General features: G+C 69.5%; 21 protein-coding genes. 8 read left to right on the top strand and 13 right to left on the bottom strand.

Features of this window, described 5'->3' with window-relative positions:
• Positions 1-61: 61 nt before the first annotated feature.
• The gene (locus tag R2707_13775; GenBank protein MEZ5246164.1) at positions 62-1,489 is read left to right on the top strand and encodes an NAD-dependent succinate-semialdehyde dehydrogenase; all 1,428 of its coding nucleotides are present in this window, start codon (positions 62-64) and stop codon (positions 1,487-1,489) included.
• 12 nt (positions 1,490-1,501) lie between these two features.
• On the opposite strand, the gene R2707_13780 is transcribed toward R2707_13775, so the two are convergent.
• From R2707_13780 to R2707_13800, 5 genes are all read right to left on the bottom strand, one after another.
• Positions 1,502-1,642, bottom strand: a complete 141-nt coding sequence (locus R2707_13780; GenBank protein MEZ5246165.1) for a hypothetical protein — start codon at positions 1,640-1,642, stop codon at positions 1,502-1,504.
• A 106-nt stretch (positions 1,643-1,748) separates the two neighbouring features.
• Positions 1,749-1,967, bottom strand: coding sequence for an amphi-Trp domain-containing protein (locus R2707_13785; protein MEZ5246166.1), 219 nt, complete (start codon positions 1,965-1,967; stop codon positions 1,749-1,751).
• Between the two features lie 24 nt (positions 1,968-1,991).
• Positions 1,992-2,636 carry a TlpA disulfide reductase family protein gene (locus R2707_13790; GenBank protein MEZ5246167.1) on the bottom strand — a complete coding sequence of 215 codons (645 nt, stop codon included), beginning with the start codon at positions 2,634-2,636 and terminating at the stop codon, positions 1,992-1,994.
• Positions 2,633-3,154, bottom strand: a complete 522-nt coding sequence (locus R2707_13795) for a disulfide bond formation protein B (protein MEZ5246168.1) — start codon at positions 3,152-3,154, stop codon at positions 2,633-2,635. The genes R2707_13790 and R2707_13795 overlap by 4 nt, the downstream gene beginning before the upstream one ends.
• 60 nt (positions 3,155-3,214) lie before the next feature.
• On the bottom strand, positions 3,215-3,541 hold the full coding sequence (locus R2707_13800) for a putative quinol monooxygenase (protein MEZ5246169.1): 327 nt from the start codon (positions 3,539-3,541) through the stop codon (positions 3,215-3,217).
• Positions 3,542-3,630: 89 nt separating this feature from the next.
• On the opposite strand from R2707_13800, the gene R2707_13805 reads away from it, so the two are divergent.
• Positions 3,631-4,431, top strand: coding sequence for an SDR family oxidoreductase (locus R2707_13805; GenBank protein MEZ5246170.1), 801 nt, complete (start codon positions 3,631-3,633; stop codon positions 4,429-4,431).
• Here the strand turns inward: R2707_13805 and R2707_13810 are convergent.
• Both R2707_13810 and R2707_13815 read right to left on the bottom strand, forming a co-directional pair.
• Positions 4,418-5,539 (bottom strand): sulfotransferase, encoded by a 1,122-nt coding sequence (locus tag R2707_13810; protein ID MEZ5246171.1) that lies wholly within the window; start codon positions 5,537-5,539, stop codon positions 4,418-4,420. The genes R2707_13805 and R2707_13810 overlap by 14 nt on opposite strands.
• 1 nt (position 5,540) lies before the next feature.
• Positions 5,541-6,707: a DUF1214 domain-containing protein gene (locus R2707_13815; GenBank protein MEZ5246172.1), complete on the bottom strand. Its 1,167-nt coding sequence runs from the start codon at positions 6,705-6,707 to the stop codon at positions 5,541-5,543.
• A gap of 42 nt (positions 6,708-6,749) precedes the next feature.
• Between R2707_13815 and R2707_13820 the strand changes: the two genes are divergently transcribed.
• Complete coding sequence (locus R2707_13820; protein ID MEZ5246173.1) at positions 6,750-7,730, top strand: D-cysteine desulfhydrase family protein; 981 nt, start codon at positions 6,750-6,752, stop codon at positions 7,728-7,730.
• Here the strand turns inward: R2707_13820 and R2707_13825 are convergent.
• On the bottom strand, positions 7,709-8,635 hold the full coding sequence (locus R2707_13825) for a sterol desaturase family protein (GenBank protein ID MEZ5246174.1): 927 nt from the start codon (positions 8,633-8,635) through the stop codon (positions 7,709-7,711). The two genes, R2707_13820 and R2707_13825, sit on opposite strands and share 22 nt — an antisense overlap.
• Positions 8,636-8,727: 92 nt before the next feature.
• Here R2707_13825 and R2707_13830 point away from each other — a divergent pair, with 92 nt between their 5' ends.
• From R2707_13830 to R2707_13845, 4 genes are read left to right on the top strand one after another with little or no spacing between them, the layout of a single operon-like run.
• Positions 8,728-10,197, top strand: coding sequence for an FAD-linked oxidase C-terminal domain-containing protein (locus R2707_13830; protein ID MEZ5246175.1), 1,470 nt, complete (start codon positions 8,728-8,730; stop codon positions 10,195-10,197).
• Positions 10,194-11,117: an FAD-binding protein gene (locus tag R2707_13835; GenBank protein ID MEZ5246176.1), complete on the top strand. Its 924-nt coding sequence runs from the start codon at positions 10,194-10,196 to the stop codon at positions 11,115-11,117. The genes R2707_13830 and R2707_13835 overlap by 4 nt, the downstream gene beginning before the upstream one ends.
• The gene (locus R2707_13840; GenBank protein MEZ5246177.1) at positions 11,117-12,277 is read left to right on the top strand and encodes a (Fe-S)-binding protein; all 1,161 of its coding nucleotides are present in this window, start codon (positions 11,117-11,119) and stop codon (positions 12,275-12,277) included. Before R2707_13835 ends, R2707_13840 begins: the two co-directional genes overlap by 1 nt.
• A 3-nt stretch (positions 12,278-12,280) precedes the next feature.
• Positions 12,281-13,483, top strand: coding sequence for a TIGR03862 family flavoprotein (locus tag R2707_13845; GenBank protein MEZ5246178.1), 1,203 nt, complete (start codon positions 12,281-12,283; stop codon positions 13,481-13,483).
• Between the two features lie 8 nt (positions 13,484-13,491).
• Here R2707_13845 and R2707_13850 read toward each other — a convergent pair whose 3' ends face one another.
• The gene (locus R2707_13850; protein ID MEZ5246179.1) at positions 13,492-15,867 is read right to left on the bottom strand and encodes a sulfatase-like hydrolase/transferase; all 2,376 of its coding nucleotides are present in this window, start codon (positions 15,865-15,867) and stop codon (positions 13,492-13,494) included.
• An 83-nt stretch (positions 15,868-15,950) separates the two neighbouring features.
• Between R2707_13850 and R2707_13855 the strand changes: the two genes are divergently transcribed.
• Positions 15,951-16,406 (top strand): PaaI family thioesterase, encoded by a 456-nt coding sequence (locus R2707_13855; GenBank protein MEZ5246180.1) that lies wholly within the window; start codon positions 15,951-15,953, stop codon positions 16,404-16,406.
• A 24-nt stretch (positions 16,407-16,430) separates the two neighbouring features.
• Here the strand turns inward: R2707_13855 and R2707_13860 are convergent, their stop codons facing one another.
• The 4 genes from R2707_13860 to R2707_13875 all read right to left on the bottom strand — a co-directional run bounded on the left by R2707_13860 (position 16,431) and on the right by R2707_13875 (position 20,336).
• The gene (locus R2707_13860) at positions 16,431-17,600 is read right to left on the bottom strand and encodes a putative glycoside hydrolase (GenBank protein ID MEZ5246181.1); all 1,170 of its coding nucleotides are present in this window, start codon (positions 17,598-17,600) and stop codon (positions 16,431-16,433) included.
• Positions 17,601-17,681: 81 nt separating this feature from the next.
• Positions 17,682-18,488 (bottom strand): methyltransferase domain-containing protein, encoded by an 807-nt coding sequence (locus R2707_13865; GenBank protein ID MEZ5246182.1) that lies wholly within the window; start codon positions 18,486-18,488, stop codon positions 17,682-17,684.
• Positions 18,485-19,852: an 8-oxoguanine deaminase gene (locus R2707_13870; GenBank protein MEZ5246183.1), complete on the bottom strand. Its 1,368-nt coding sequence runs from the start codon at positions 19,850-19,852 to the stop codon at positions 18,485-18,487. The genes R2707_13865 and R2707_13870 overlap by 4 nt, the downstream gene beginning before the upstream one ends.
• A complete protein-coding gene (locus tag R2707_13875; GenBank protein ID MEZ5246184.1) occupies positions 19,845-20,336 on the bottom strand; it encodes a helix-turn-helix domain-containing protein in 492 nt (163 codons plus the stop codon). The genes R2707_13870 and R2707_13875 overlap by 8 nt, the downstream gene beginning before the upstream one ends.
• Positions 20,337-20,368: the final 32 nt, after the last annotated feature.

Genomic DNA, 20,368 nt, shown 5'->3' on the forward strand with positions numbered 1-20,368 from the left:
GTGACGACACTGCCGGGGATTCGATGCTACGAAGGGCCCGACGACGCCCTGGAGGTGCGAGATGCGAGATCAGCTGCTGATCGGCGGTGCATGGCGGGACGGAAGCGCGGGCGAGCGCATCCCGATCGTCGACCCGGCAACGGGCGACGAGATCACCACCGTCGCCGCGGGCACCCCGGCCGATGCGACCGCGGCGGTCGACGCGGCGGATCGGGCACAGCGTGATTGGGCCCGGGTGTCACCGCGGGACCGGGCCGAGATCCTGCGCAGCTGCTGGTCGACGCTCGTCGCCCACACCACCGAGCTCGCCGAGTTGATCACCCGCGAGCACGGCAAGCCGCTGGCCGACGCCCGGGGCGAGGTCGCCTATGCCGCCGAGTTCTTCCGGTGGAACAGCGAGGAAGCCGTACGCATCCGCGGCTCGCTGAGTACCGCACCGTCGGGTGCCAACCGGATCATCGTGCGTCACCCGCCCGTCGGCGTGGTCGTCATGGTCACGCCGTGGAACTTCCCGGCCGCGATGATCACCCGCAAGGTGGCCCCGGCGCTGGCCGCCGGCAACGCCGTCGTGATCAAGCCGCCGAAGGAGACACCGCTGACCGCACTTCGCGTGGCCGAACTCCTCCAGGATGCCGGTGTGCCCGACGGTGTCGTCAACGTCGTACCCACCGCCGAGGCCGGCCCCTGGTTCGATGCCGCGACCGCCCACCGGGCCACCCGCATGGTGTCGTTCACCGGATCGACCGAGGTCGGTCGGGTCCTCCTGCGACGCTGCGCCGACCGGGTGCTGAAGGTCGCGATGGAGCTCGGTGGCAACGCCCCCTTCCTCGTGTTCGACGACGCCGACATCGACGCCGCGGTCGAGGGCGCGATGGTCGCGAAGATGCGGCACTCGGCCGAGACCTGCACCGCGGCCAACCGGTTCTTCGTCGAGACCGGAGTCGCCGCGGCCTTCACCGAGCGGCTCGCGGCCGCGATGCACGACGTGCGGGTCGGCAACGGGCTCGACGAGGGCGTCGGCTGTGGTCCGATGATCAACCCTGCGGCGATCGAATCCATCGGTTCGCTGGTGGACGCCGCCGTGGCGGGCGGCGCACGGGTAGCGACGGGGGGCATGGCGCTCGACGGACCAGGCTTCTTCTACGCGCCCACCGTGCTCGGCGACGTCGCCCCGGGATCACCCATCACGCGCGAGGAGATCTTCGGACCGGTCGCCCCGGTCATCCCGTTCGACGACCTCGACGTCGTGATCGACCACGCCAACGACACCGAGATGGGGTTGGCCGCATACGTCTACACCACCGACCTCGCCAAGGGACTCTCGGTCGCCGAACGACTCGAGTCCGGCATCGTCGGCATCAATCGCGGCGCCATGTCGGATCCGGCTGCCCCCTTCGGAGGGATGAAGCAGTCCGGTCTCGGTCGTGAAGGGGCCAGCGAGGGCATCTACGAATTCTGCGAGACGCAATACATCTCGGCGAGCTGGTAGCCCGCCGGCGCGTCACGCAGCGAGCGGCGGGGGGATCTCGTCGGCGTGGAGGGCGGCCGATTGCTCGGCGGCGAGATCGCGCACGATGAGCACGATGCTGGCGACGAGGGCCAGGGTCAAGACGGCAATCAGTGAAAAGGCAGCCAGGATCATCTTCGGGTTCCCTCCCTCGGAGCGATCGGCGGCGGCCGGCTCCTTTGATTGCGGTCATGTTACGAACATGACGGAATCGTTGTCAATCGGGAGTGGGGGTGACCGGCTACCAGCTGATCGTGATCTCCAACTCCGATTCCTCGGTGCCGATCTCGATCTCGACCTCCACCTCGACGGAGTCGGGTACGTCGACCGTGTAGCGCAGCCCGTCTCGCGAGAATTCCAGGTCGTTGTGGCGGGCGAGCTGATCGGCGAGGGTTCGCAGCACTCCGGCCGCTTCCTCTCGTGTCAGCTGGCGCTTCTCTTCGAACTCGATCAGGTCCATGGATGCTCCTGTGGTCGGCGGGGGTCAGGGGGCGACGCCGGCAGTGCTGCCGACCGCCAGTTCGACGAGGCCGTCGAGCTGGGCTTCGGTGAGTTCGCCGGTGGTCCGGGACACCACCGTGCCATCGGCATCGACGGCGACCCAGTAGGGGAAGCGGGTGAGCCCGTAGGCGGCCGCCATCGAACCGGCGCTGTCGTCGAGGATCACCGGCGTCTGCCAGTCCTCGCGGGCGAACCACTCGGAGGGCGGGTAGTTGCCGCCGCTCGGGTCGACGGCGGTCGAGACGGCGATCATCTCGAAGCCGTCGGGGAGCGTCGTGTTCTCGAGCCAGCGCCGCACCACGGGGACCTCGGCCTGGCAGTGCGGGCACCAGTGAGCGAAGAACCCGATCAGGCGTGCGGTGCCGTCGGGGCCGAGCTCGGTCGACCGGCCGTCGAGGAGCGTCGCCCGGACCCTGGGGATCGTGAGTCCCGCGCCCGCGTCCGTGTCGGAGTACGGCGTCAGGAAGTCGCCGTAGACGTCGATGGGACCCGTCTCGGTGTCGATGGGTGTGTCGACGGTGTCGGTCGTGTCATCGCCGTTTCCGGTGAAGACCACCACCGCGGCGACGGCGACGATGACGAGGAGCCAGGTCATCGGGGAACGGAAGACGGCGGGCAGTGACTTCATGGGGTCTCCTTGACTGGGGTGCGGATTCCGGTGATCGAAACGGCGAGGATGACGGCGAAGCAGGTGCCGGCCATCTGGGGGATGGTCATCCAACCGAGTCCCTCCACCCAACGGGCCGAACAAGGGTTGGCAGCCTCGCAGAACGTCGACTGCTCGGGGAACAGCTGGATACCGATGTGGTACACCGACGCGACGAGGCCGACCCCGGCGAGTACGGCGACGTATGGGAGCACGGCGCGGTCACGACGAAGCGTTGCCATGACGCCGATCGCCGCGATCGGATACATGGCGATGCGCTGGAACCAGCACATCTCACACGGTACGAAATCGGCGATCTCGGAGAAGTAGAGGCTGCCGGCAACGGCGCCACCGGCGACGATCGTCACGAGCCGTAGGGCATCGCCGGAGAGCGCGTTGCGTCCGGCCTGACGGGTGAGCGCAACGACGACGAAGACGGCTCCGGCCAGCAGAACGAGCGCGGAGAAGTCGCCGACGACGTTGGGGTCGATGTCGTTCATCCGCCCTCAGTCTCTCGGGGGGAGCGTCGAGTACACAGGGTCACAGGTCCCGATTCTGCATCAGGCCCGAGAGGTAGACGGGGTCGGGCTGACGACCTCGTAGATCTCGATCGGCGACATGTCCTCGGTCAGGTCGCGCAGCAACCCGATCAGTTCCCCGGACTCGGGAACGGCGAAGTGGACGTGGAGGTCGGCGAGCGAGCTCCAGTGTTCGACGAACACGAAGCGCCGGTCGTTCTCGACGTCGCGGTGAACCGAGTGGAGCAGGCATCCGGGTTCGGTGCGGGAGCGGTGGACGTGGGCAAGGCAGAGCGCCTCGACCTCGTCGACGGTGTCGGGCCGGGCGGTCACCGAGCCGGTGACGATCACCATCGAGGGGGTGGTCATGTCAGCGACCGTAGTGGGAGCCGGCCTTGGCGAGTACGAGCGCGCGGATCGCCTCGGCCTCGTGGGGCGCCGGTCGCTAGGGTCCGGGCATGAAGATCACTGACCTGTTCTCCGTCGACGGCAAGATCGTGCTGGTCACCGGAGGTTCTCGTGGCATCGGCGAGATGATCGCCGCCGGATACCTCGCCAATGGCGCGAAGGTCTACATCAGCTCGCGCAAGGCCGAGGCATGCGATGCCGCGGCACAGCGGCTCATGGCCGAGCACGGCGGCGAGTGCGTCTCGGTCCCGGCCGACCTGTCGGGGCTCGAGGGCATCGACGCGCTGGTGGCCGAGATCTCGAAGCGCGAAGACCATCTCGACATCCTCGTGAACAACGCGGGCGTCTCCTGGGGGGCGCCGCTCGCGGAGTTCCCCGAGAAGGGCTGGGACAAGGTCATGGACACCAACGTGAAGGGTGTCTTCTTCCTCATCCAGCAACTGCTGCCGCTGCTCGAAGCCGGTGCGACCGCCGAGGACCCGAGCCGGATCATCAACATCGGTTCGATCGACGGCATCAAGTCGCCCGCGTTCGAGACCTACTCCTACGGCCCGTCGAAGGCCGCCGTCCACGCGTTGACGCGCCAGCTGGGCGGCCAACTCGCACCCCGCAACATCATCGTCAACGCGATCGCGCCGGGGCCGTTCCCCACCTGGATGCTGAGCACCGGTGTCGGCACCGGCGGCGACGTCGAGGGCACCGATTGGGAAGCCCTCGGGCGGACCAATCCCCGTGGTCGCGTCGGCACCCCCGAAGACATCGCGGGCCTCGCCATCTTCTTGAGTTCGCGGGCCGGGGCCTACACCGTCGGCGAGGTCATCACCTGCGACGGCGGGATCATCGTCTCCTAGACCGATCCGGCAGGAACCGTTCCCGATAGCGCGCGAACGTCTCGTCGAGTTCGGCCCGGTCGACGCCGACCAGCGAGTACTCGTGCTGCCCGGCTTCGGCCGGTGGACGGGCATCGACGGGCACCGGGGCGATGTCGAACCGACGGCAGAGGCCATCGAGCGTTCCCTGGGGATCGGCGATCAGCTCGCGTTGATCGATGTGGGTCACCTGCGCGTCCGGGAGATCGGCGTCGACCAGCGCGTCGAGTGACCGGCCGTACAGATCGAGGTGGTAGCGGGCGATCTCGGTCTCGTCGACCGTGTCACTGAACGCCCGACGGAGGTTGGCGACGAGGCTCGTCACCGAACCCAACACCTCGGTCGGCTCCCGATGGGTGATCACGACCCGCGCATCGGGGTAGCTGGCGAGCACGGTCGGCAGGTTGTTGAGATGCACCGGCGACTTCAGGACCCACCGCGACGGGCGATGCCGTTGGAGGCTCTGGAGGACGAGGCGGTGCCGGTCGTAGGCCGGGGTCATGTCGCAGGCCTGGAGCCAGTCGACATACCGGGGAACCCGGTAGCGGCTGATGAACTCCTCGCTGCGGAACGCGAACGACATCGCCGAGAGGCATTCCTTGTGCATGCGGCCCGCGTAGCGGTGGATCGACATCATCCCCTCGCTCCGCCGCTGTGGCCAGGTGAGCTCCTCGTCGGCCGCGGCGATCCGGGGGTCGTCGTCGGCCACGACCGCTCCGGGAGGAGGGGCGGGGAAGAGGAGCTCCCATCCCTCGGGTGCACGGAGCTCGGGATGCTGCGCGAGGAGTCCGTGAAGGAAGGTCGTGCCGGTGCGGGGCGCGCCGGCGACGATCACCGGTGCATCGATCCGTTCCGCGCCGATCGCCGGGTCGTGACGGGCGGCCGCTTCGAGTCGTGCCCGTTCCGCGATGATCCGGGTCAGCCACCGGTGGGTGAAGGCGCGGCCGTCGGCGGTCAGGGCGGCATCGACCTCGAGGGAGTCGAGGAGGAGGTCGAACGGTTCCGCGACGGTCGCCAGCGAACGCTCGATCTCGTCGGTCGTCGTGTCGGCCGCGTCGGCGGCGGCGACCACCAGGGCGGCGCGCTCCACCTCAGGTCCGGAAGCGCCACGCCAGGTGGGTGCGGCGGGCGGCGAGTTCGGCTCGGCGCTGCTCGGGCGCCACGCGAGGCGTGTCGGGGCCCATCACGGCGTCGAGTGTGTCGACCTTCACCACGCGCGACTCGATGGCCGGGGCGTGATCGTCGTGGGGCCAGAACCAGCGGAACGTGCACAACCCGGTGCCTCGTCCGCCGGTGTCGAGCCAGTTCGCGGCGCCGACGTCGATCGGGGAGATCACCGCACGGATGCGGCCGTCGGCCGACAGGGTGGTCTGGCGATGGTTGCGGCTGCAGACGCGACCGGTCGGATCGGTCAGTTCGAACGTGCCCATGCGATAGAGCTGGAGGGCCCAGTAGTCGGCGTGGGGCACGTCGGCTTCCACGAAGATCGCCTCGTCGGGGGCCAGGTCCCAGAAGTTGAACGAGTACCGCGCCGCCGAGAGTCCCTTCGCGACGGCCAGCCCGCTCGAGAAGACGTTGGGCTCGCGTTCGTCACGGTTCTCGACCATGTAGCGGTTCCAGTAGAGCATCGAGTCCTCGACCTGCCGGTAGGCGCGATCGAGTCGGGTCTCGAGCTCGTCGAGCGAAACGGCAGGAGTGGGGCCGGGGTCGTCGAGGCACTCGATGACCATCGTGGCCGGCTCGTCGGCGGTCCAGTCGTAGTAGTACTCGCGAAACGACGCCATGATCGCGCCGTCCGGCAGGTCGATGTGGCGATCGCCGCTGCCGTCACCGCCCAGGGTCAGCTCGAACTCGTCGCCCGGACCGATCCCCAGGTCGGAAGCCGTGACCTGGCCGACGGTCCCCCACACCTCGTTGTGCATGAAGCCCTTGCGGATCGCGAGGAGCCACTGGTCGCACGAGTGCATCCGGCCGGTGATCCGGTAGCGGCGGTCCGGGCTGATGCGGGCGTGGTGGTAGACGTTGTCCGCGTTCGGGCCGCCCCACTGATGCACCAGGTCGTTGTGGCGGTGGAATGCCGGCCGGGCCGGGTCGGCGTGGAACACCTCCCACTCGACGAAGCCGGCGATCTGTTCGACGAGATGCTCGAGCTGTTCGACCGGTGCGTCGGGGAACTCGTCGCCGACCACTCGATCGGCGAGCTGGTGCAGCCGGTCGGTGAAGGCTCGGAAGGTCGCGGTGAGGTCGCCGTCGGACACGGCCGGAGCGTAGTCGACCGCCCGCGGACTACCGTTCGCCGGATGACCGATCTCGTGCTTCCGTTCCCGCGGGTCGATCTCGGCCACTGGCCGACGCCGCTTGCGCCGTGCCGGCGTCTGCAGGAGGAACGCGGCGGTCCGTTGATCTGGCTCAAGCGCGACGACTGTTCAGGACTCGCGTTGGGTGGCAACAAGACCCGCAAGCTCGAGTTCCTGCTCGGCGAGGCGCTCGCCCAGGGCGCCTCGGGGGTCGTCACCTTCGGCGCGATCCAGTCCAACCATGCCCGCCAGACCGCCGCCGCCTGTGCACACGTCGGGCTTCCGTGCGATCTCGTCCTGACCGATGCGGTCGACCGCCCGACCGAGATCTACCGGTCCGGTGGCAACCGGTTGCTCGACGACGTGCTCGGTGCGACCGTGCACGTCGTCGCCGACGACGCCGCCGCGCTCGTTCGGGCCGGCGAACTCGCCGAGGCCGAGCCCGAGCGCTACTTCATCGATCCCGGCGGTTCGAGTGCCACCGGCGCGCTCGGCTATGTCGCCGCCGCGGCCGAGCTGGCCGAACAGATCGCGGCCGCGGGGCTCCGGCCCGGCGAGCTGGTGGTCGCCTCGTCGACGGGCGGCACCGCAGCCGGGCTCGTGGTCGGCCTGGCGGCGGCCGGGCTCGACCTTCTCGTCACCCCTGTCGCCGTGTATGCCGACGCGGCGCACACGGCGGGTTCGATCGATCGGCTCGTGTCCGACACGGCGGCGCGGCTCGGCCTCGATGCGGCGGCCCTCGGCCCGTGGCGGGTCGACGGAACCGCTCTGGGTGACGGCTACGGCATCGAGACGGCCGAGTCCCACGCCGCCGTGCTCGAACTCGCCCGCACCGAGGGTGTCCTGCTCGACCCCGTCTACACGGCCAAGGCGTTCGCCTCGTTGCTGGCCCGGACCGGCGACATCGACCCCGAAGCCGACGTGGTGTTCCTGCACACGGGCGGCCAACCGGGGATGTTCGCCTACGCCGACGCGTTCACCTGATCGGGTTGCCATCCGGGGCGTCCGAAGACGTGCCCCCACTTGTTGCGCCAGCCCTTGGCCCGGCGAACGTCGCGGGCGATGTCGGCCATCTCGTGGTAACCGATCCGGATCGGATTGAAGGTCTTGATGTTCTTGGTCAGGCCGTACTTCACCCGGCGGACCTCGGGTTCGAACGTGCCGAACAGCTTGTCCCAGGTGATCAGGATGCCGCCGTAGTTCTTGTCGAGATACTGCGGGTTGGCGCCGTGATGCACCCGGTGATGCGAGGGGGTGTTGAGCACCGATTCGCTGACGGGGTCGAGTCGGTCGATCACCTCGGTGTGGATCCAGTACTGGTAGAGCAGGTTCAGCTGCCCGGCGCGTGCGGTCTGCTGCAGCGGGATGCCGAGCAGTGGCATCGGGAAGAACACCCATGAGGTGAGATAGCCCGACCAGGGCTGGCGCAGTGCCGTCGACAGGTTGTAGTGCTCGCTCGAGTGGTGGGTGACGTGGTTGGCCCAGAGGATCCGCTTCTCGTGCTGCCAGCGGTGACTCCAGTAGTAGAGGAAGTCCCACATCACCATCGACACCAGGAACGATCCCTTGCGCTTGCCGAGATCGGCGACCCGATGGCGGTACAGGAACCTGCTGACCCGCGAGAGTGCGCCGTAGTAGGCGAGATTGACCGCGACGTTGCCGGCCAGCATCGCCAGGCTCGCCGTCGTGTCGCGCTTCTCGTAGCCGACGGGGATGAGCTCGTCGGGTGGCAACGACGGGTCGGAGAGTTCGGCCGGCGTCCAGTCGTCGAGATCGCCGGGTTCGCGCAATGGCCGGCCCCGCAGCGCCCGTGCCTCGGCCAGCATCGTCAGCACGAAGATGGGGAGCGAGGCCAGATCGACCTTGTCGATGGGGAGCGACCGCTTCACCCCCGCAGCATGACCCGCAGGACGGGCACTGTCCACGCGGGACTGTCCACGCGGGACTGCCGACGGGGTCGGCTCGCCCTACGCTGGCGGCGATGGGGCTTCTCGACCGACTCGTCCGCCGGGAGGCGGTGACGGATCCCCTGGTCGCGGACCTGCGGGCCGTGCTGGCCGACGATCGCGTCCGTGTCGACGGTGCCGAGCGGGCGTTGATGGCCAAGGACGCCTCGGTGTTCGGTGGCGGAGTCGCCGGCCCGACGTGCTTCCCCACGTCCACCGAAGAGGTCCGGGCGATCATGCGCGTCGCCGAGCGTCATGGATCGGCGGTCGTCCCCCGGGGCGCCGGCACCGGCCTGGCCGGGGGCGCGATTCCCCTGGGCGCGCCGATCGTGGTGTCGCTGGGGAAGATGAACCGCATCCTCGAGATCGACGAGGCGAACCGGATCGTCTGGGTCGAACCCGGGGTGATCAACCTCGACCTGTCCAAGCACCTTCGCCCCCTCGGCTACCACTTCGCACCGGACCCCTCGAGTCAGGCCGTCTGCACCCTGGGCGGGAACGTCGCCAACAACTCCGGGGGTCCCCACTGTCTCGCCTACGGCGTCACCGACGCTCATGTCGTCGCGGTCGAGGTCGTGCTGGCCGACGGCGAGGTCGTCATGCTCGGAGGGCTCGACGCCGAGCCTCCGGGCTATGACCTGCGCGGCGCCTTCGTCGGTGGCGAGGGCACGCTCGGGATCGCGACCCGGATCGCTGTTCGCCTGACCCGCAATCCGCCGGCCGTGCGCACCTTGCTCCTGTCGTTCTCGACCGTTCGCGACGCCGCCGAGACCGTCAGCGCGATCATCGCCGACGGCATCGTGCCCGCCGCGCTCGAGGTCATGGACCAGCGCATCACGGTCGCCGTGGAGAACTTCGTCGGCGCCGGCTACCCGGTCGACGCCGCCGCCGTGCTCCTTGCCGAGGTCGAAGGGCTCGATGCGGGGGTCGAGATCGACGCGGCGCGGATCGAGGCGATCGGCCTGGCCAACGGCGCCACAGAGGTGCGTCGGGCCGGATCCGATGACGAACGCGAGCTCCTGTGGAAGGGCCGCAAGACCGCGTTCGGGGCGATCGCCCAGCTGGCCCCCGACTACTACCTCCACGACACGGTGGTGCCCCGCTCGGCCCTGGCCGACGTGCTCGAGCAGGTCTACGAGATCGCCGATCGACACGACGTGATCGTGATGAACGTGTTCCACGCCGGCGACGGCAACCTCCATCCACTGCTGCTGTTCGACGCCCGGGAGGCGGGCACCCTCGAGCGGGTCCACGCGGCGGGAGCCGAGATCCTCCGGGCCTCGCTGGCCGCCGGTGGCGTGCTCAGCGGGGAGCACGGCGTCGGGGTCGAGAAGCAGCGCTTCATGGGCGAGCTGTTCACCGACGCCGACCTCGAACACCAGAACCGGTTGCGGCGGGCGTTCGATCCGGCCTGTCGGGCAAACCCCGGCAAGGTCCTGCCGATGGGTCACTCCTGCGCCGACATCCAGGCACTGCGTGCGGTTCCGACCGGGGTGTGGGGATGAGCACACTGGCGATCACCGACCCGGTGTTGCTCGGGTTCGCCGAGGAGGTCGGTGCCCAGGGCCCGGTCGCCGTCGCCGGCCGCCGCACCCGCTGGGATGTCGGGGGCCCGCTCGACGCCGATGCTCGGGTCCTGTCGGCTCCCACCGGCATCGTCGCCTACGCCGCGTCGGAGATGACGGTGCAGGTGCGGGCCGGGACCCCGGTGGCGGAGCTCGCCGCCGAACTCGCCGACCACGGGCAACGCACCGCACTGCCCGATCGGGGTGGCACGGTCGGCGGCGCCGTCGCCGTCGGGGAGAATCCGGTCGATGTGATGGCCCGCGGTCGACTCCGTGATGCGGTGCTCCAGGTCCGCTATGTGGGCGCCGCGGGCGAGCCGGTCACCGGCGGTGGCCCGGTCGTGAAGAACGTGACGGGCTACAACCTCCCGAAGCTGATGACGGGTTCGCTCGGCACCCTCGGCTTGCTCGCCGAATTCGTGTTGCGCACCAATCCCATCCCTGCGGCGTCGCGTTGGCTCTGCGCTGCCGGGGTCGATCCGACCGCGGCCCACCGGGCCGTGCACCGAGCCGCCGAGGTGCTGTGGGACGGTTCGTCCACCTGGATCCATCTCGAGGGTCACGGCCCCGACATCGATGCCGAGGGCGCCGTGTTGCGCGATCTCGCCGGCTTCGTCGAGGTCGACGGCCCGCCCGCCCGGCCCGCCCATCGCTGGTCGCTGAGCCCGGCGGAGGTCCTCGCCCTTCCTGCGTCGAATCCGGGTGCCACGCTGGTCGCCGTCGGGGTCGGGCTGGCATGGTCCGACACGCCCCAGCCGCCTCGGCCGGTTCCGCCCGGGGTCGCCGCCATCGCGGCCCGACTCAAGCACAACTTCGACCCTACGGGCCGCCTCAACCCCGGTCGCGAGGTCGGCCGCTGATGGACCTGCAGCTCGAGCCCGACGACTTGAACACGTGCGTGCAGTGCGGGCTGTGTCTTCCCCAGTGCCCGACCTATCGGGTGACCGGCGACGAGACCCGCAGCCCCCGCGGCCGGATCCAGTTGATGCGCGAGGTCCAGGTCGGGGACGCCCCGGTCACCACCGAGATCAGGGAATCCTTCGAGAGCTGTGTGCAGTGCCGGGCCTGCGAACCGGCGTGCCCGAGCGGCGTGCCCTACGGCCACCTCATGGAGCGCACCCGCGAAACCTTGGCAGCCGCGGGGGAGATGACGCCCCGATGGCAGCGCCTCCTCTACCGACCACTCGGCCACCCCCGCCTTCTTCGCTTCGGGAGCTCGGTCCTCGCCGTCGCCAACCGACTCCGGCTCGTTCCCAGACGCCTCGGCCTGCCCGCGTCGATGCCGATCCGGCGCCCGGCGCACACGACGTCGGGCACCGATGTCTTCCTGTTCACCGGGTGTGTGATGGATGCCTGGCAGCGAGACGTCCACATCTCCGGCCAGCGGGTGATCGAGGCGGCCGGTTTCGGCGTGACACCGACCGGCGACGTCGCCCCGTGCTGCGGTGCGCTGCAGGCCCATGCGGGGCTCACCGACCAGACCCGGGCGCTCGCCCGGACGACGATGGCCGCCCTCGGCGACGACGACCGTCCGATCCTGGTCGATTCGGCCGGCTGCGGCGCGGCGATGAAGGACTACGGCCATCTGTTGGGCACCGCCGAGGCGGCCGCGTTCGCGGCGCGGGTGTTCGACATCCAGGAATGGCTTGCCACCCACGTCGACCGGTTGCCGGTGGTCGAACCGCTCGACCTGCGGGTGGCCGTGCAGGACCCGTGTCATCTCCGCCAGGTGCAGCGGGTCCACGGGGCGACCCGGACGGTCCTGGCGCCATTCGTCCGCGAGCTGGTCGAGCTCGACGACGACGGGCTCTGCTGTGGCGCCGGCGGCGCCTACTCCGTGTTCGAAGCCGAGCTCGCGGGTGAGATCAGGGAGCGCAAGGTCGCCGCGATCGATCGGGCGACCCCCGATGTCGTGGCGAGCGCGAACCCGGGGTGCTCGATGCATCTCGCCGGTGCCGGAGTCGCGGCGGTGCACCCCATGGTGCTCGTGGCCCGCGCTCTCGGCGTCGAGAAGTCGTAGATCGTGCCGCCCACGGTCGCAGTGGTCGGCGCGGGACCGGCCGGTCTGATGGCCGCCGAGGTGCTCGCGAGCGCCGGCGCGGCGGTGACCGTCTACGAGATGCACCGTTCGCCGGGGCGCAAGCTGCTGCTCGCGGGGCGCAGTGGGCTCAACCTCACCCACCGAGAGCCGCTTCACGGATTCCTCGGGCGCTACGAACCCGCGACGGCGGCGTTGACTGCGGCCATCGAGGCCTTCCCGCCCGAGCAGGTGCGGGCCTGGGCCGAAGGACTCGGTCAGCCGACGTTCGTGGGCTCGAGTGGCCGTGTCTTCCCCGAAGCCCATCGTGCCGCCCCCCTGCTGCGGGCCTGGCTGGATCGGCTGGCCGGCCTCGGTGTCGAGCTGGCGACCTCGCACCGGTGGGTCGGATGGGAGGGCGATCGGCTCCGGTTCTCGACTCCCGACGGGGAGCGCGTGGTCGATGTCGATGCGTCGGTGATCGCGCTCGGCGGGGCCAGCTGGCCCCGAGTGGGATCCGACGGAGGATGGGTGGCGACGTTCACGGCCGACGGCACCGAGGTCGAACCCCTGCGCCCGTCGAACTGTGGCGTGGTCGTCGACTGGTCCGATGTGTTCAGGGAACGGTTCGAGGGTCATCCGATCAAGAACGTGGTGGTGCGCTGGGGCGAGCGGTCGGTGCGGGGTGAGCTCGTCGTCACCCGGGACGGTCTCGAAGGCGGACCGGTCTACGCCCTTTCCGGGACGTTGGGACGGACGAACCGGTTCCCGACGTCCCTCGTCCTGGATCTGGCCCCGGACCTCGATGCCGCGTCGCTCGTCGATCGGTGCTCCCGCCGGCGACCGAAGGAGTCACAATCGACGTGGCTGCGCGGTGTCGGTCTCGAACCGGTGGTTGCCGGTCTGCTTCGCGAGGCGACCGGCAACCGGATCCCCGACGACCCCGCGGAACTCGCCACCCTGGTGAAGGCCGCGCCGGTCGAGGTGCGACGCCTCGCGTCGATCGACCGAGCGATCTCGACGGCCGGCGGTGTGGCGTTCGCTGCACTCGACGTCGACCTGATGATGCGGTCCCGTCCCGGCGTGTTCCTCGCCGGCGAGATGCTGGACTGGGACGCCCCGACCGGCGGCTATCTCCTCCAGGCCTGTTTCTCGACCGGTCATCGCGCCGGTAGGGCCGCGGCCTCGTTCGTCGGCCTCGACAGCTGACACGGTCGTCAGCATTCGGGGATCGGTCTGAGGCGATCGTCGACGATTTCGTGGAGACCGACGTCGGTACCGGTCGCGTCGGACCAGGTTTCCGGGTCGCCGAGTGCGTGGACCCGGTGTCGTCCCTCGTGATCGAGGCTCATCGCCGTGCCGGTGAGCGTGTCGCCGATGGTCAGGGCGAACGGGATCGGTTCGGTCCGGTTCGTCGAGAGCCGACCGTCGACGAGCCCGATCTCACCGTCTGCTTCCGGGACGGCGGTGGGTCGGTTCCGCAGCCAGCAATAGCCGACCGGCTCGTCGATCAGGTCCCCGATCGGACTCCCGATGCGATCGTGGAGTCCGGCCAGCCCGTAGAGGCTCCCGTCGGTGCCGTTGCCGAAGGTGGCGAGGAGGTCGGCGGTGAGTGCGGCGACCAGCGGCGGGAGCGGCTCCGGGATCCAGGTCGAGAACGTGTTGTGCACGAGGCGATCTCGATCGGGACGCGGCCCGAACAGGTCCACCCCGTCGACACCCCACGGGATGTCGATCTCGAGTTGTCGGGCGATGGTCGGCACGATGTCCGTGGTCTCCACCGGCTCGCGGTGGTGCACCCCTGCGCGCTGATCGGGCAGCTTGTAGAAGAGCGGGACGCCGGCGACGCCGACGACGTTCTCCTCGGTGATCCCGCGGGCCGAGGTCCCGGGAACGAACGAGATGCCGTGGTCGGCCACGACGACCACGGTCGCGTCGTCGAACACCCCGGCTCGCTCGAGCCGGTCGAGGTACTCCCCGAGCAGCCGGTCGACGAACTGCAGCTGGAGCAGGTGTCGCTGTTGGCCGGCCCGAGCGATCGTCGGGTCGTCGTCCCAGGCCGAGGAGTAGCCGGGGAGCACGATGTCGGGGTAGGTGTCGCCGTTCCCGTGGAGGCGCCACGGCACGTGGGGGAGCAGGATGTGGAGGTAGTGGAGGCGGGGGACGTCGGAGGGCATGATCGCGGCGAGCTCGGCCCGGAAGTCGGCGACCCGGGAGTCGTCGGTGAGCAGGCGATCGAGGGTCGCTCGGTTCTCGTCGTTCACCGCTTCGGCATCGATCTCGACCGCATCGGCGTCCGGGGTCGGAGTCGGCCCGATCTCGATGGGGATCTCGCCGTCGCCGGGGAGGGCGGCCGCGGGGGCGTCGGGCGTAGGAGCGGCGGGAGCAGGAGCGGCGGCCTCCGCGGTGCTCCGGTCCTCGGTGCTCCGGTCCTCGGTGCCGAGATCGTCGCCGAAGTCGCCCCAGGTCGCGCCGATGTCCGGAAGCCCGATGTCGAGACCTTCCGGGGTCGCGAGATGACCGAAGACGATCATCGCGTCGTCGAGCAGCGACCGGAACGACGAGCCGTCGGCCGATCCGGTCTCGTCGAACACGGCTTCGGTCGTGGTCGATGGGATGGGTTGCGTCGGTTCCGACGGGTCGACATCAGATGCCATCAACTCGATGATCGACGCCGGCGGTTTCCCGTCGCAGACCGACGGCGGGCAGAGGTCCACCAACGGGTCGGACGCGCTGATGTCGTACACGTCGCCGAGCAGGGTGAACAGGTTCTCCGGGTAGAGCGAGTAGACCGGCGCCGCTTCCGTCTCGTATCGGCCGGTCAGGATGGCCGGTACGGCCCGCTCGGTCGTGAAGCCGACGGTGGTCGCGTTCGAGAAGAAGTGGGAAGTGTCGGCCAGACGGGCGAAGTTGGGCCACCGGGCACGGTCGATCGCGCCGGTCTCGTCGAGCAGTGAGGCCACCGGGAGTTCATCGAGGACGAGCAGGTACACGGGCGGGAAGCGTTCGTTGACGCGGTCGGCGAGCGACGCGCGGATCGGCTCGGCTCCGTCGTCGGTCACCCCGACCGTTGCGGTGAACGAATCCTCCGACACGAGGTCGGAGAGCCCGACGGCATCGATGTCGTCGGGGAACACGACCTTCGACGCGGGGGAGACGAAGAGGAAGAGCGCCACGAAGAGCACGGGCGTCAGCGCGAGCAGCGAAACCGCCGACCTGACCCCCGAATTCGTCGCGTAGAGCACGGCGAGTCCACCGGTGATCGCGAGTGCCGTGACCACCGGCACCAGCCAGGGTCCGGGCAACACGTCGACGACCTGGATCGCGACGAGGAAGACGAGCCCGGCCACGATGGCGAGGTGCACGCGGTCGCCGAGCCGGGGAGCGATGGCGTGAATGGTCACCTCGGCCGCGCCGAGCAGGGCCGCAGGCGCGAGCGCAACTGCGAGCGCGAACCACGTGACCTGCGCCGGCGACGACCCGTGGGCCGTGAAGAAGGTCGGGTTGTCGCCGAGGATCCCGAGCAGCGGCTGGGTGATCGCAAGGGTGCACAGCGCGAGGAGATGGAGCGAGCGCCAGACCGGAGTGGGCATGGCGGAGTCTGTCAGATCGGCTTCGGTCGGCGTCGAGACGAGCCGGGACCGCGTCCGTCGCCGATCGGGGGAAGAATGGCGCCATGACCACCTTCGACGCCGAGAAGATCACCCGGGGGAACTGGAAGACCATTCCCTTCCTCGAACACACGGGCATCGTGGTCGACCATGCCGAGCGGGGCTTCGTCCGGCTGCGGATGCCGTTCGAGCCGAACGTCAACCACGTGGGGATGATGTATGCCGGCGCGTTGTTCACGCTCGCCGAGGTCCCGGGCGGAACGATCTTCCTCACCACGTTCGACGGCACGAGCTACTACCCGATCGTGAAGGACCTCCAGATCCGCTTCCGGCGGCCGGCGATGACCGACATCACCGTCGAGGTCCGGATCAGCGACGACGAGGTCGCCCGGATCAGCGCACAAGCCGAGGCGAACGGCAAGGCCGACTACGGGTGGGAGTGCGAGCTGATCGACACCAGCGGCGAGGTCGTGGCGATCAGCCGCAACACCTACCAGATGCGGGCGTTCGACCTGGGCTGACGTCGACGGCCGCGCCGACGAGCGTCAGCGGGCGTTGAGGATCGCCGCGGTCGCGCCGTCGAGCGTCACGCTGCTCACGGTCTTGCCGTCGGCATCGAGCATCGGTTCCGGGAGCGTGTACGTCGCCAGACCGAGGCGCGGTTCGCGCAGGACCACCATCCCGTTCTCGAACTCTCGGATGATGAACCCACCGGTCGCCTCTCGGGGACCGGTCGCCGGTCCGAGGTCGGTCGAGAATCCGGGCCAGAAGCTGTCGGGCGCCGTCACGGCGAGGCTCTCGGACCCGACGAGATCGGCGCCGGCGTTGACCAGGAGCGTGGCGGCGAGGTTGTACGTCTGGTCGTGCGGACGGTCACCGGTGGTGCCGTCCTCGTCCATCAGCAGCACGTCGGTTCCCAGCGCGTGCGCACGATCGATGAAGGACAGGAACGTCTGGAAGCCGAACTTGTTCGTCCCGGCCACGAGGCCGACGTCGTTGGCGCCTCGCTCGAGCATGAGATAGTCGGCCGCAGCGATCTGCCGCGTGACGTGGAGATTGTCGAAGCCCGGCGAATCGGAGTACCAGATCGAGTTGTGCATGATCTCGATGTCGGGGAACGTCGTCCGGATCAGTGTCAGGTAGTCGGCCATGTACCGACGCCAGTTCCACGTGGTGATCGACTGCCCCGTCCTCGGGTCGATCGGGTTGACGTCGGTTCCGTCGACGTCTGACCACCGGCGCAGCATGTTGACGTCGTCGAGCATGATCCCGGGGTAGCCCTTGGCGACGAACTGGGCGATGCGGTCGATCTGGTACTGCACGAAATCGGGGTTGCCGAGGTCGCCGGCGAGAAGGGGGCAGCCCCCGGGTTGTCCGCAGTTGAAGTCGATGTAGGTGAGGGTGCCGTCGGCCTCGCGCATGAACCAGTCCGGGTGCTGATCGGCGAGGTCGTCGTCGGCGAAGATGCCGTAGCTGTTCATGTAGACGAGCACGTCGTCGAACTCGGCGAGCCGTTCGTCCCAGTACGGCGACCAGACCACGAGCCGGCTGTAGTTCTCGCGCATCCACTGCCACTCGGCCGGGGTCGCCGCGTCCGTGTACTGGTCGAATTCGCTGCTCGCGCGAGCGACCACGCCGGCCCGGCCGCTGTTGCACGCGGACGCGAGCAGGGCGACGGTGAGAACGAGAACGGGCACCCGGACGCGGAAACGCATGGTCAGACCTTCGACGTCTCCCCACGCTCGCTTGAGAAGTCTCGTGGGCCGGCGTACGCACTCGGCGGCGCCGGCGCGGGATCACCCTCCCGTTCGACGAGCGACGATCTCGACGTGGGGGACGACGAAGATCCCGTCGTCGGCCTCTGCCCAGCGCAGGAAGTCGGAGGCCATCGCCTCGAGATCGTGTTCGGTCGCCAACCCCCGGTCGAGTGCGTGGTTCCGGTAGCTCGACCGGAGGATCCGGTCGGCCCAGATCCCCGACCACCACCGACGACGCACTGGATCGGCGTAGCACCACACCGATGCGGTCGTGTCGAGCTCGACGAAACCGGCGGCGCGTACCCAGCCCAGGAGGTGTCGACCGGCGTTGGCGTCGTGGCCGTTGGCGGCGGTCATCGCCTGGTAGACCCGCATCCACTCGGTGATGCCGGCGAAGTCCGGGGCCCAGGTCATCCCGCCGTAGTCGGCGTCGCGGACGGCGACGACGCCGCCGGGTCGGGTCACGCGGCGCATCTCCTCCAGCGCCGCCACCGGCCGTTCGAGGTGTTGGAGCACCTGGTGCGCGTGCACGACGTCGAAGTGGCCGTCGGGGAAGTCGAGCGCGTGGATGTCGCCGGTCGTGAACTCGGCGACATCGCCATGGGCCGCGTCGGCGGCGGCGACGACGTCGGCCGACGCGTCGATGCCGGTGACGATGCTTCCCGGCGCGTGGGCGGCGATGTCGGCCGTGAGGCTCCCCGGTCCGCACCCGACGTCGAGGATTCGCGCGCCGGTGGCGAGGTGGGGCACGAGGTACCGCGCCGAGTCCGCGACGGTCCGTGCGCCGTGTGCGCGTAGGACCGAATCGTCGTGGCCGTGGGCGTAGGCGTCGAGGGCGCCGGTCATGAGAGCGGCTGGAAGCGGCGGGCGGCCACCCGATGGGCTGCGAGGTTGGCGCCGAGATCGGGCGACACGAGACGGCCGTCGCGTACGACGGGGTTGCCGTGCACGATCGTGTCGCGTGCCGCGGTCGGACCGCAGCGCAGCCAGCCCTCGATCGGATCGTCGAGGACGCCGGCGAACACCGGACCACTGAGTTCCCAGATCGCGATGTCGCCGACGGCGCCCACCGAGATCTCGCCCAGCTCGCCCGAGCGGCCGAGGCAGCCGGCACCGCCCCGGGTCGCGATCTCGAGGGCGATGCGGGCGGTCATCGCCGCGGCGCCGGAGACGAGCTTGCCCTGCAGCATCGAGAGGCGGGCCTCCTGCCACAACGATGCCGAGTCGGCCGAGGACGACCCGTCGCAGCCCAGCCCGACGGGACACCCGGCGTGCCGCATGTCGATGACCGGCGCGATGCCCGACGACAGGATCATGTTGGAGCTCGGACAGTGGGCGATCCCGACCCCGGCTGCACCGAGGCGGGCGACCTCCTCGGGATTGGGACGGACGACATGGGCACCCCAACTGCGGTCCGACATCCAGCCGACGTCGTCGAACAGGTCCACGGGTCGCATGCCGAACGTGGCGAGCGCGAACTCGTCGTCCTCGGCGTTCTCCGCGAGATGGGTGTGGAGTCGCACGTCCAGACGTTCGGCCAGCTCGGCCGTCCGGCGCATCAGATCGGGTGTGACGGTGAACGGTGAGCAGGGCGCCAGGGCGATCCGGGTCATCGCGCCGTGGCGGGGATCGTGCCACCGGGCGACGTGCCGCTCCGACTCGGCGAGGATGTCGTCCTCGTCGCGCACGGCGTCGTCGGGAGGGAGACCGCCGTCCTTCTCCGACAGGCTCATCGATCCGTAGGTCGGGTGGAACCGCATCCCGAGGTCGAGCGCCGCCTGTACCTCCGCGCCGAGCAGGTCGCCGGCCCGCAGCGGATGGAGGTAGTGGTGATCGCTCGACGTGGTGCAGCCCGACAGCGCGAGTTCGGCCAGACCGACCCAGGCGGCGAGGTATTCGGCCTCCTCGTCGATCGCCGCGGTCCAGAGCGGATAGAGCGACTGCAGCCAACCGAACAGCGGGGCATCGGTCATGGGGGTGTAGGCGCGGGTGAGGTTCTGGAACAGGTGATGGTGGCTGTTGACCAGCCCGGGTGTGACGAGGCAGCCCTCGGCGGAGATCCGCTCGGGGGCCGGCGGCGCGGGGTCGTCCGATCCGCCCACGCCGGAGATCAACCCGTCGGTGATCGCGACCCAGCCGCCCGGCACCTCGCGGCGGGTTTCGTCGACCGTGGCGACCAACCACGCGTCGTGAATCAGGAGGTCAGCCATCGGGTTCGTTCTCCAGGGCGTTGAGATAGTTGTAGATCGTGATGCGGGAGACACCCATGATCTGGGCGATGTCGTCGACGGCGCCGCGCAGGAGGAACGCCCCCCGTTCGTCGAGCATGCGCACGACACGTTGCTTTTGTGACCGGTCCCACTCGGTGGCGGGCACACCGATGTCGCGCTCGGCCATGCGCAAGATGTCGTCCAACGCGTCGCGGATCGAGGGAATCGGGATCTCCTCGGGAGTCGATGCAACGCGCAGCTGGATCGAGGTCGCGCCCTGCGTCATCGCGGCGCGGACCATCTCGGCGATCGCATCGGCCATCGAGTCGAGGTCGCCGGTCACCGACGACGCGAACGGTCCGAGGTCGACATCGAGGCCCCGACCGTCGAACGCGGCAACGGCTGCCGTGACGTGAGGACCGGGTTCGCCCTCGACGAAGGGTGCCACGAGAAACTCTGCCGCGATCTCGGTCCCCCGGGCCATGCCTGCACCGTACCCCACTGTCGAGCGCATCT

The organism is Acidimicrobiales bacterium (assembly GCA_041394245.1).
Lineage (GTDB): Bacteria > Actinomycetota > Acidimicrobiia > Acidimicrobiales > Aldehydirespiratoraceae > JAJRXC01.

Coding starts and splice junctions, on each gene's coding strand:
- R2707_13775 (MEZ5246164.1), top strand. CDS start 62: ATGCGAGATCAGCTGCTGATCGGCGGTGCATGGCGGGACGGAAGCGCG.
- R2707_13780 (MEZ5246165.1), bottom strand. CDS start 1,642: ATGATCCTGGCTGCCTTTTCACTGATTGCCGTCTTGACCCTGGCCCTC.
- R2707_13785 (MEZ5246166.1), bottom strand. CDS start 1,967: ATGGACCTGATCGAGTTCGAAGAGAAGCGCCAGCTGACACGAGAGGAA.
- R2707_13790 (MEZ5246167.1), bottom strand. CDS start 2,636: ATGAAGTCACTGCCCGCCGTCTTCCGTTCCCCGATGACCTGGCTCCTC.
- R2707_13795 (MEZ5246168.1), bottom strand. CDS start 3,154: ATGAACGACATCGACCCCAACGTCGTCGGCGACTTCTCCGCGCTCGTT.
- R2707_13800 (MEZ5246169.1), bottom strand. CDS start 3,541: ATGACCACCCCCTCGATGGTGATCGTCACCGGCTCGGTGACCGCCCGG.
- R2707_13805 (MEZ5246170.1), top strand. CDS start 3,631: ATGAAGATCACTGACCTGTTCTCCGTCGACGGCAAGATCGTGCTGGTC.
- R2707_13820 (MEZ5246173.1), top strand. CDS start 6,750: ATGACCGATCTCGTGCTTCCGTTCCCGCGGGTCGATCTCGGCCACTGG.
- R2707_13830 (MEZ5246175.1), top strand. CDS start 8,728: ATGGGGCTTCTCGACCGACTCGTCCGCCGGGAGGCGGTGACGGATCCC.
- R2707_13835 (MEZ5246176.1), top strand. CDS start 10,194: ATGAGCACACTGGCGATCACCGACCCGGTGTTGCTCGGGTTCGCCGAG.
- R2707_13840 (MEZ5246177.1), top strand. CDS start 11,117: ATGGACCTGCAGCTCGAGCCCGACGACTTGAACACGTGCGTGCAGTGC.
- R2707_13850 (MEZ5246179.1), bottom strand. CDS start 15,867: ATGCCCACTCCGGTCTGGCGCTCGCTCCATCTCCTCGCGCTGTGCACC.
- R2707_13855 (MEZ5246180.1), top strand. CDS start 15,951: ATGACCACCTTCGACGCCGAGAAGATCACCCGGGGGAACTGGAAGACC.
- R2707_13860 (MEZ5246181.1), bottom strand. CDS start 17,600: ATGCGTTTCCGCGTCCGGGTGCCCGTTCTCGTTCTCACCGTCGCCCTG.
- R2707_13865 (MEZ5246182.1), bottom strand. CDS start 18,488: ATGACCGGCGCCCTCGACGCCTACGCCCACGGCCACGACGATTCGGTC.
- R2707_13870 (MEZ5246183.1), bottom strand. CDS start 19,852: ATGGCTGACCTCCTGATTCACGACGCGTGGTTGGTCGCCACGGTCGAC.
- R2707_13875 (MEZ5246184.1), bottom strand. CDS start 20,336: ATGGCCCGGGGGACCGAGATCGCGGCAGAGTTTCTCGTGGCACCCTTC.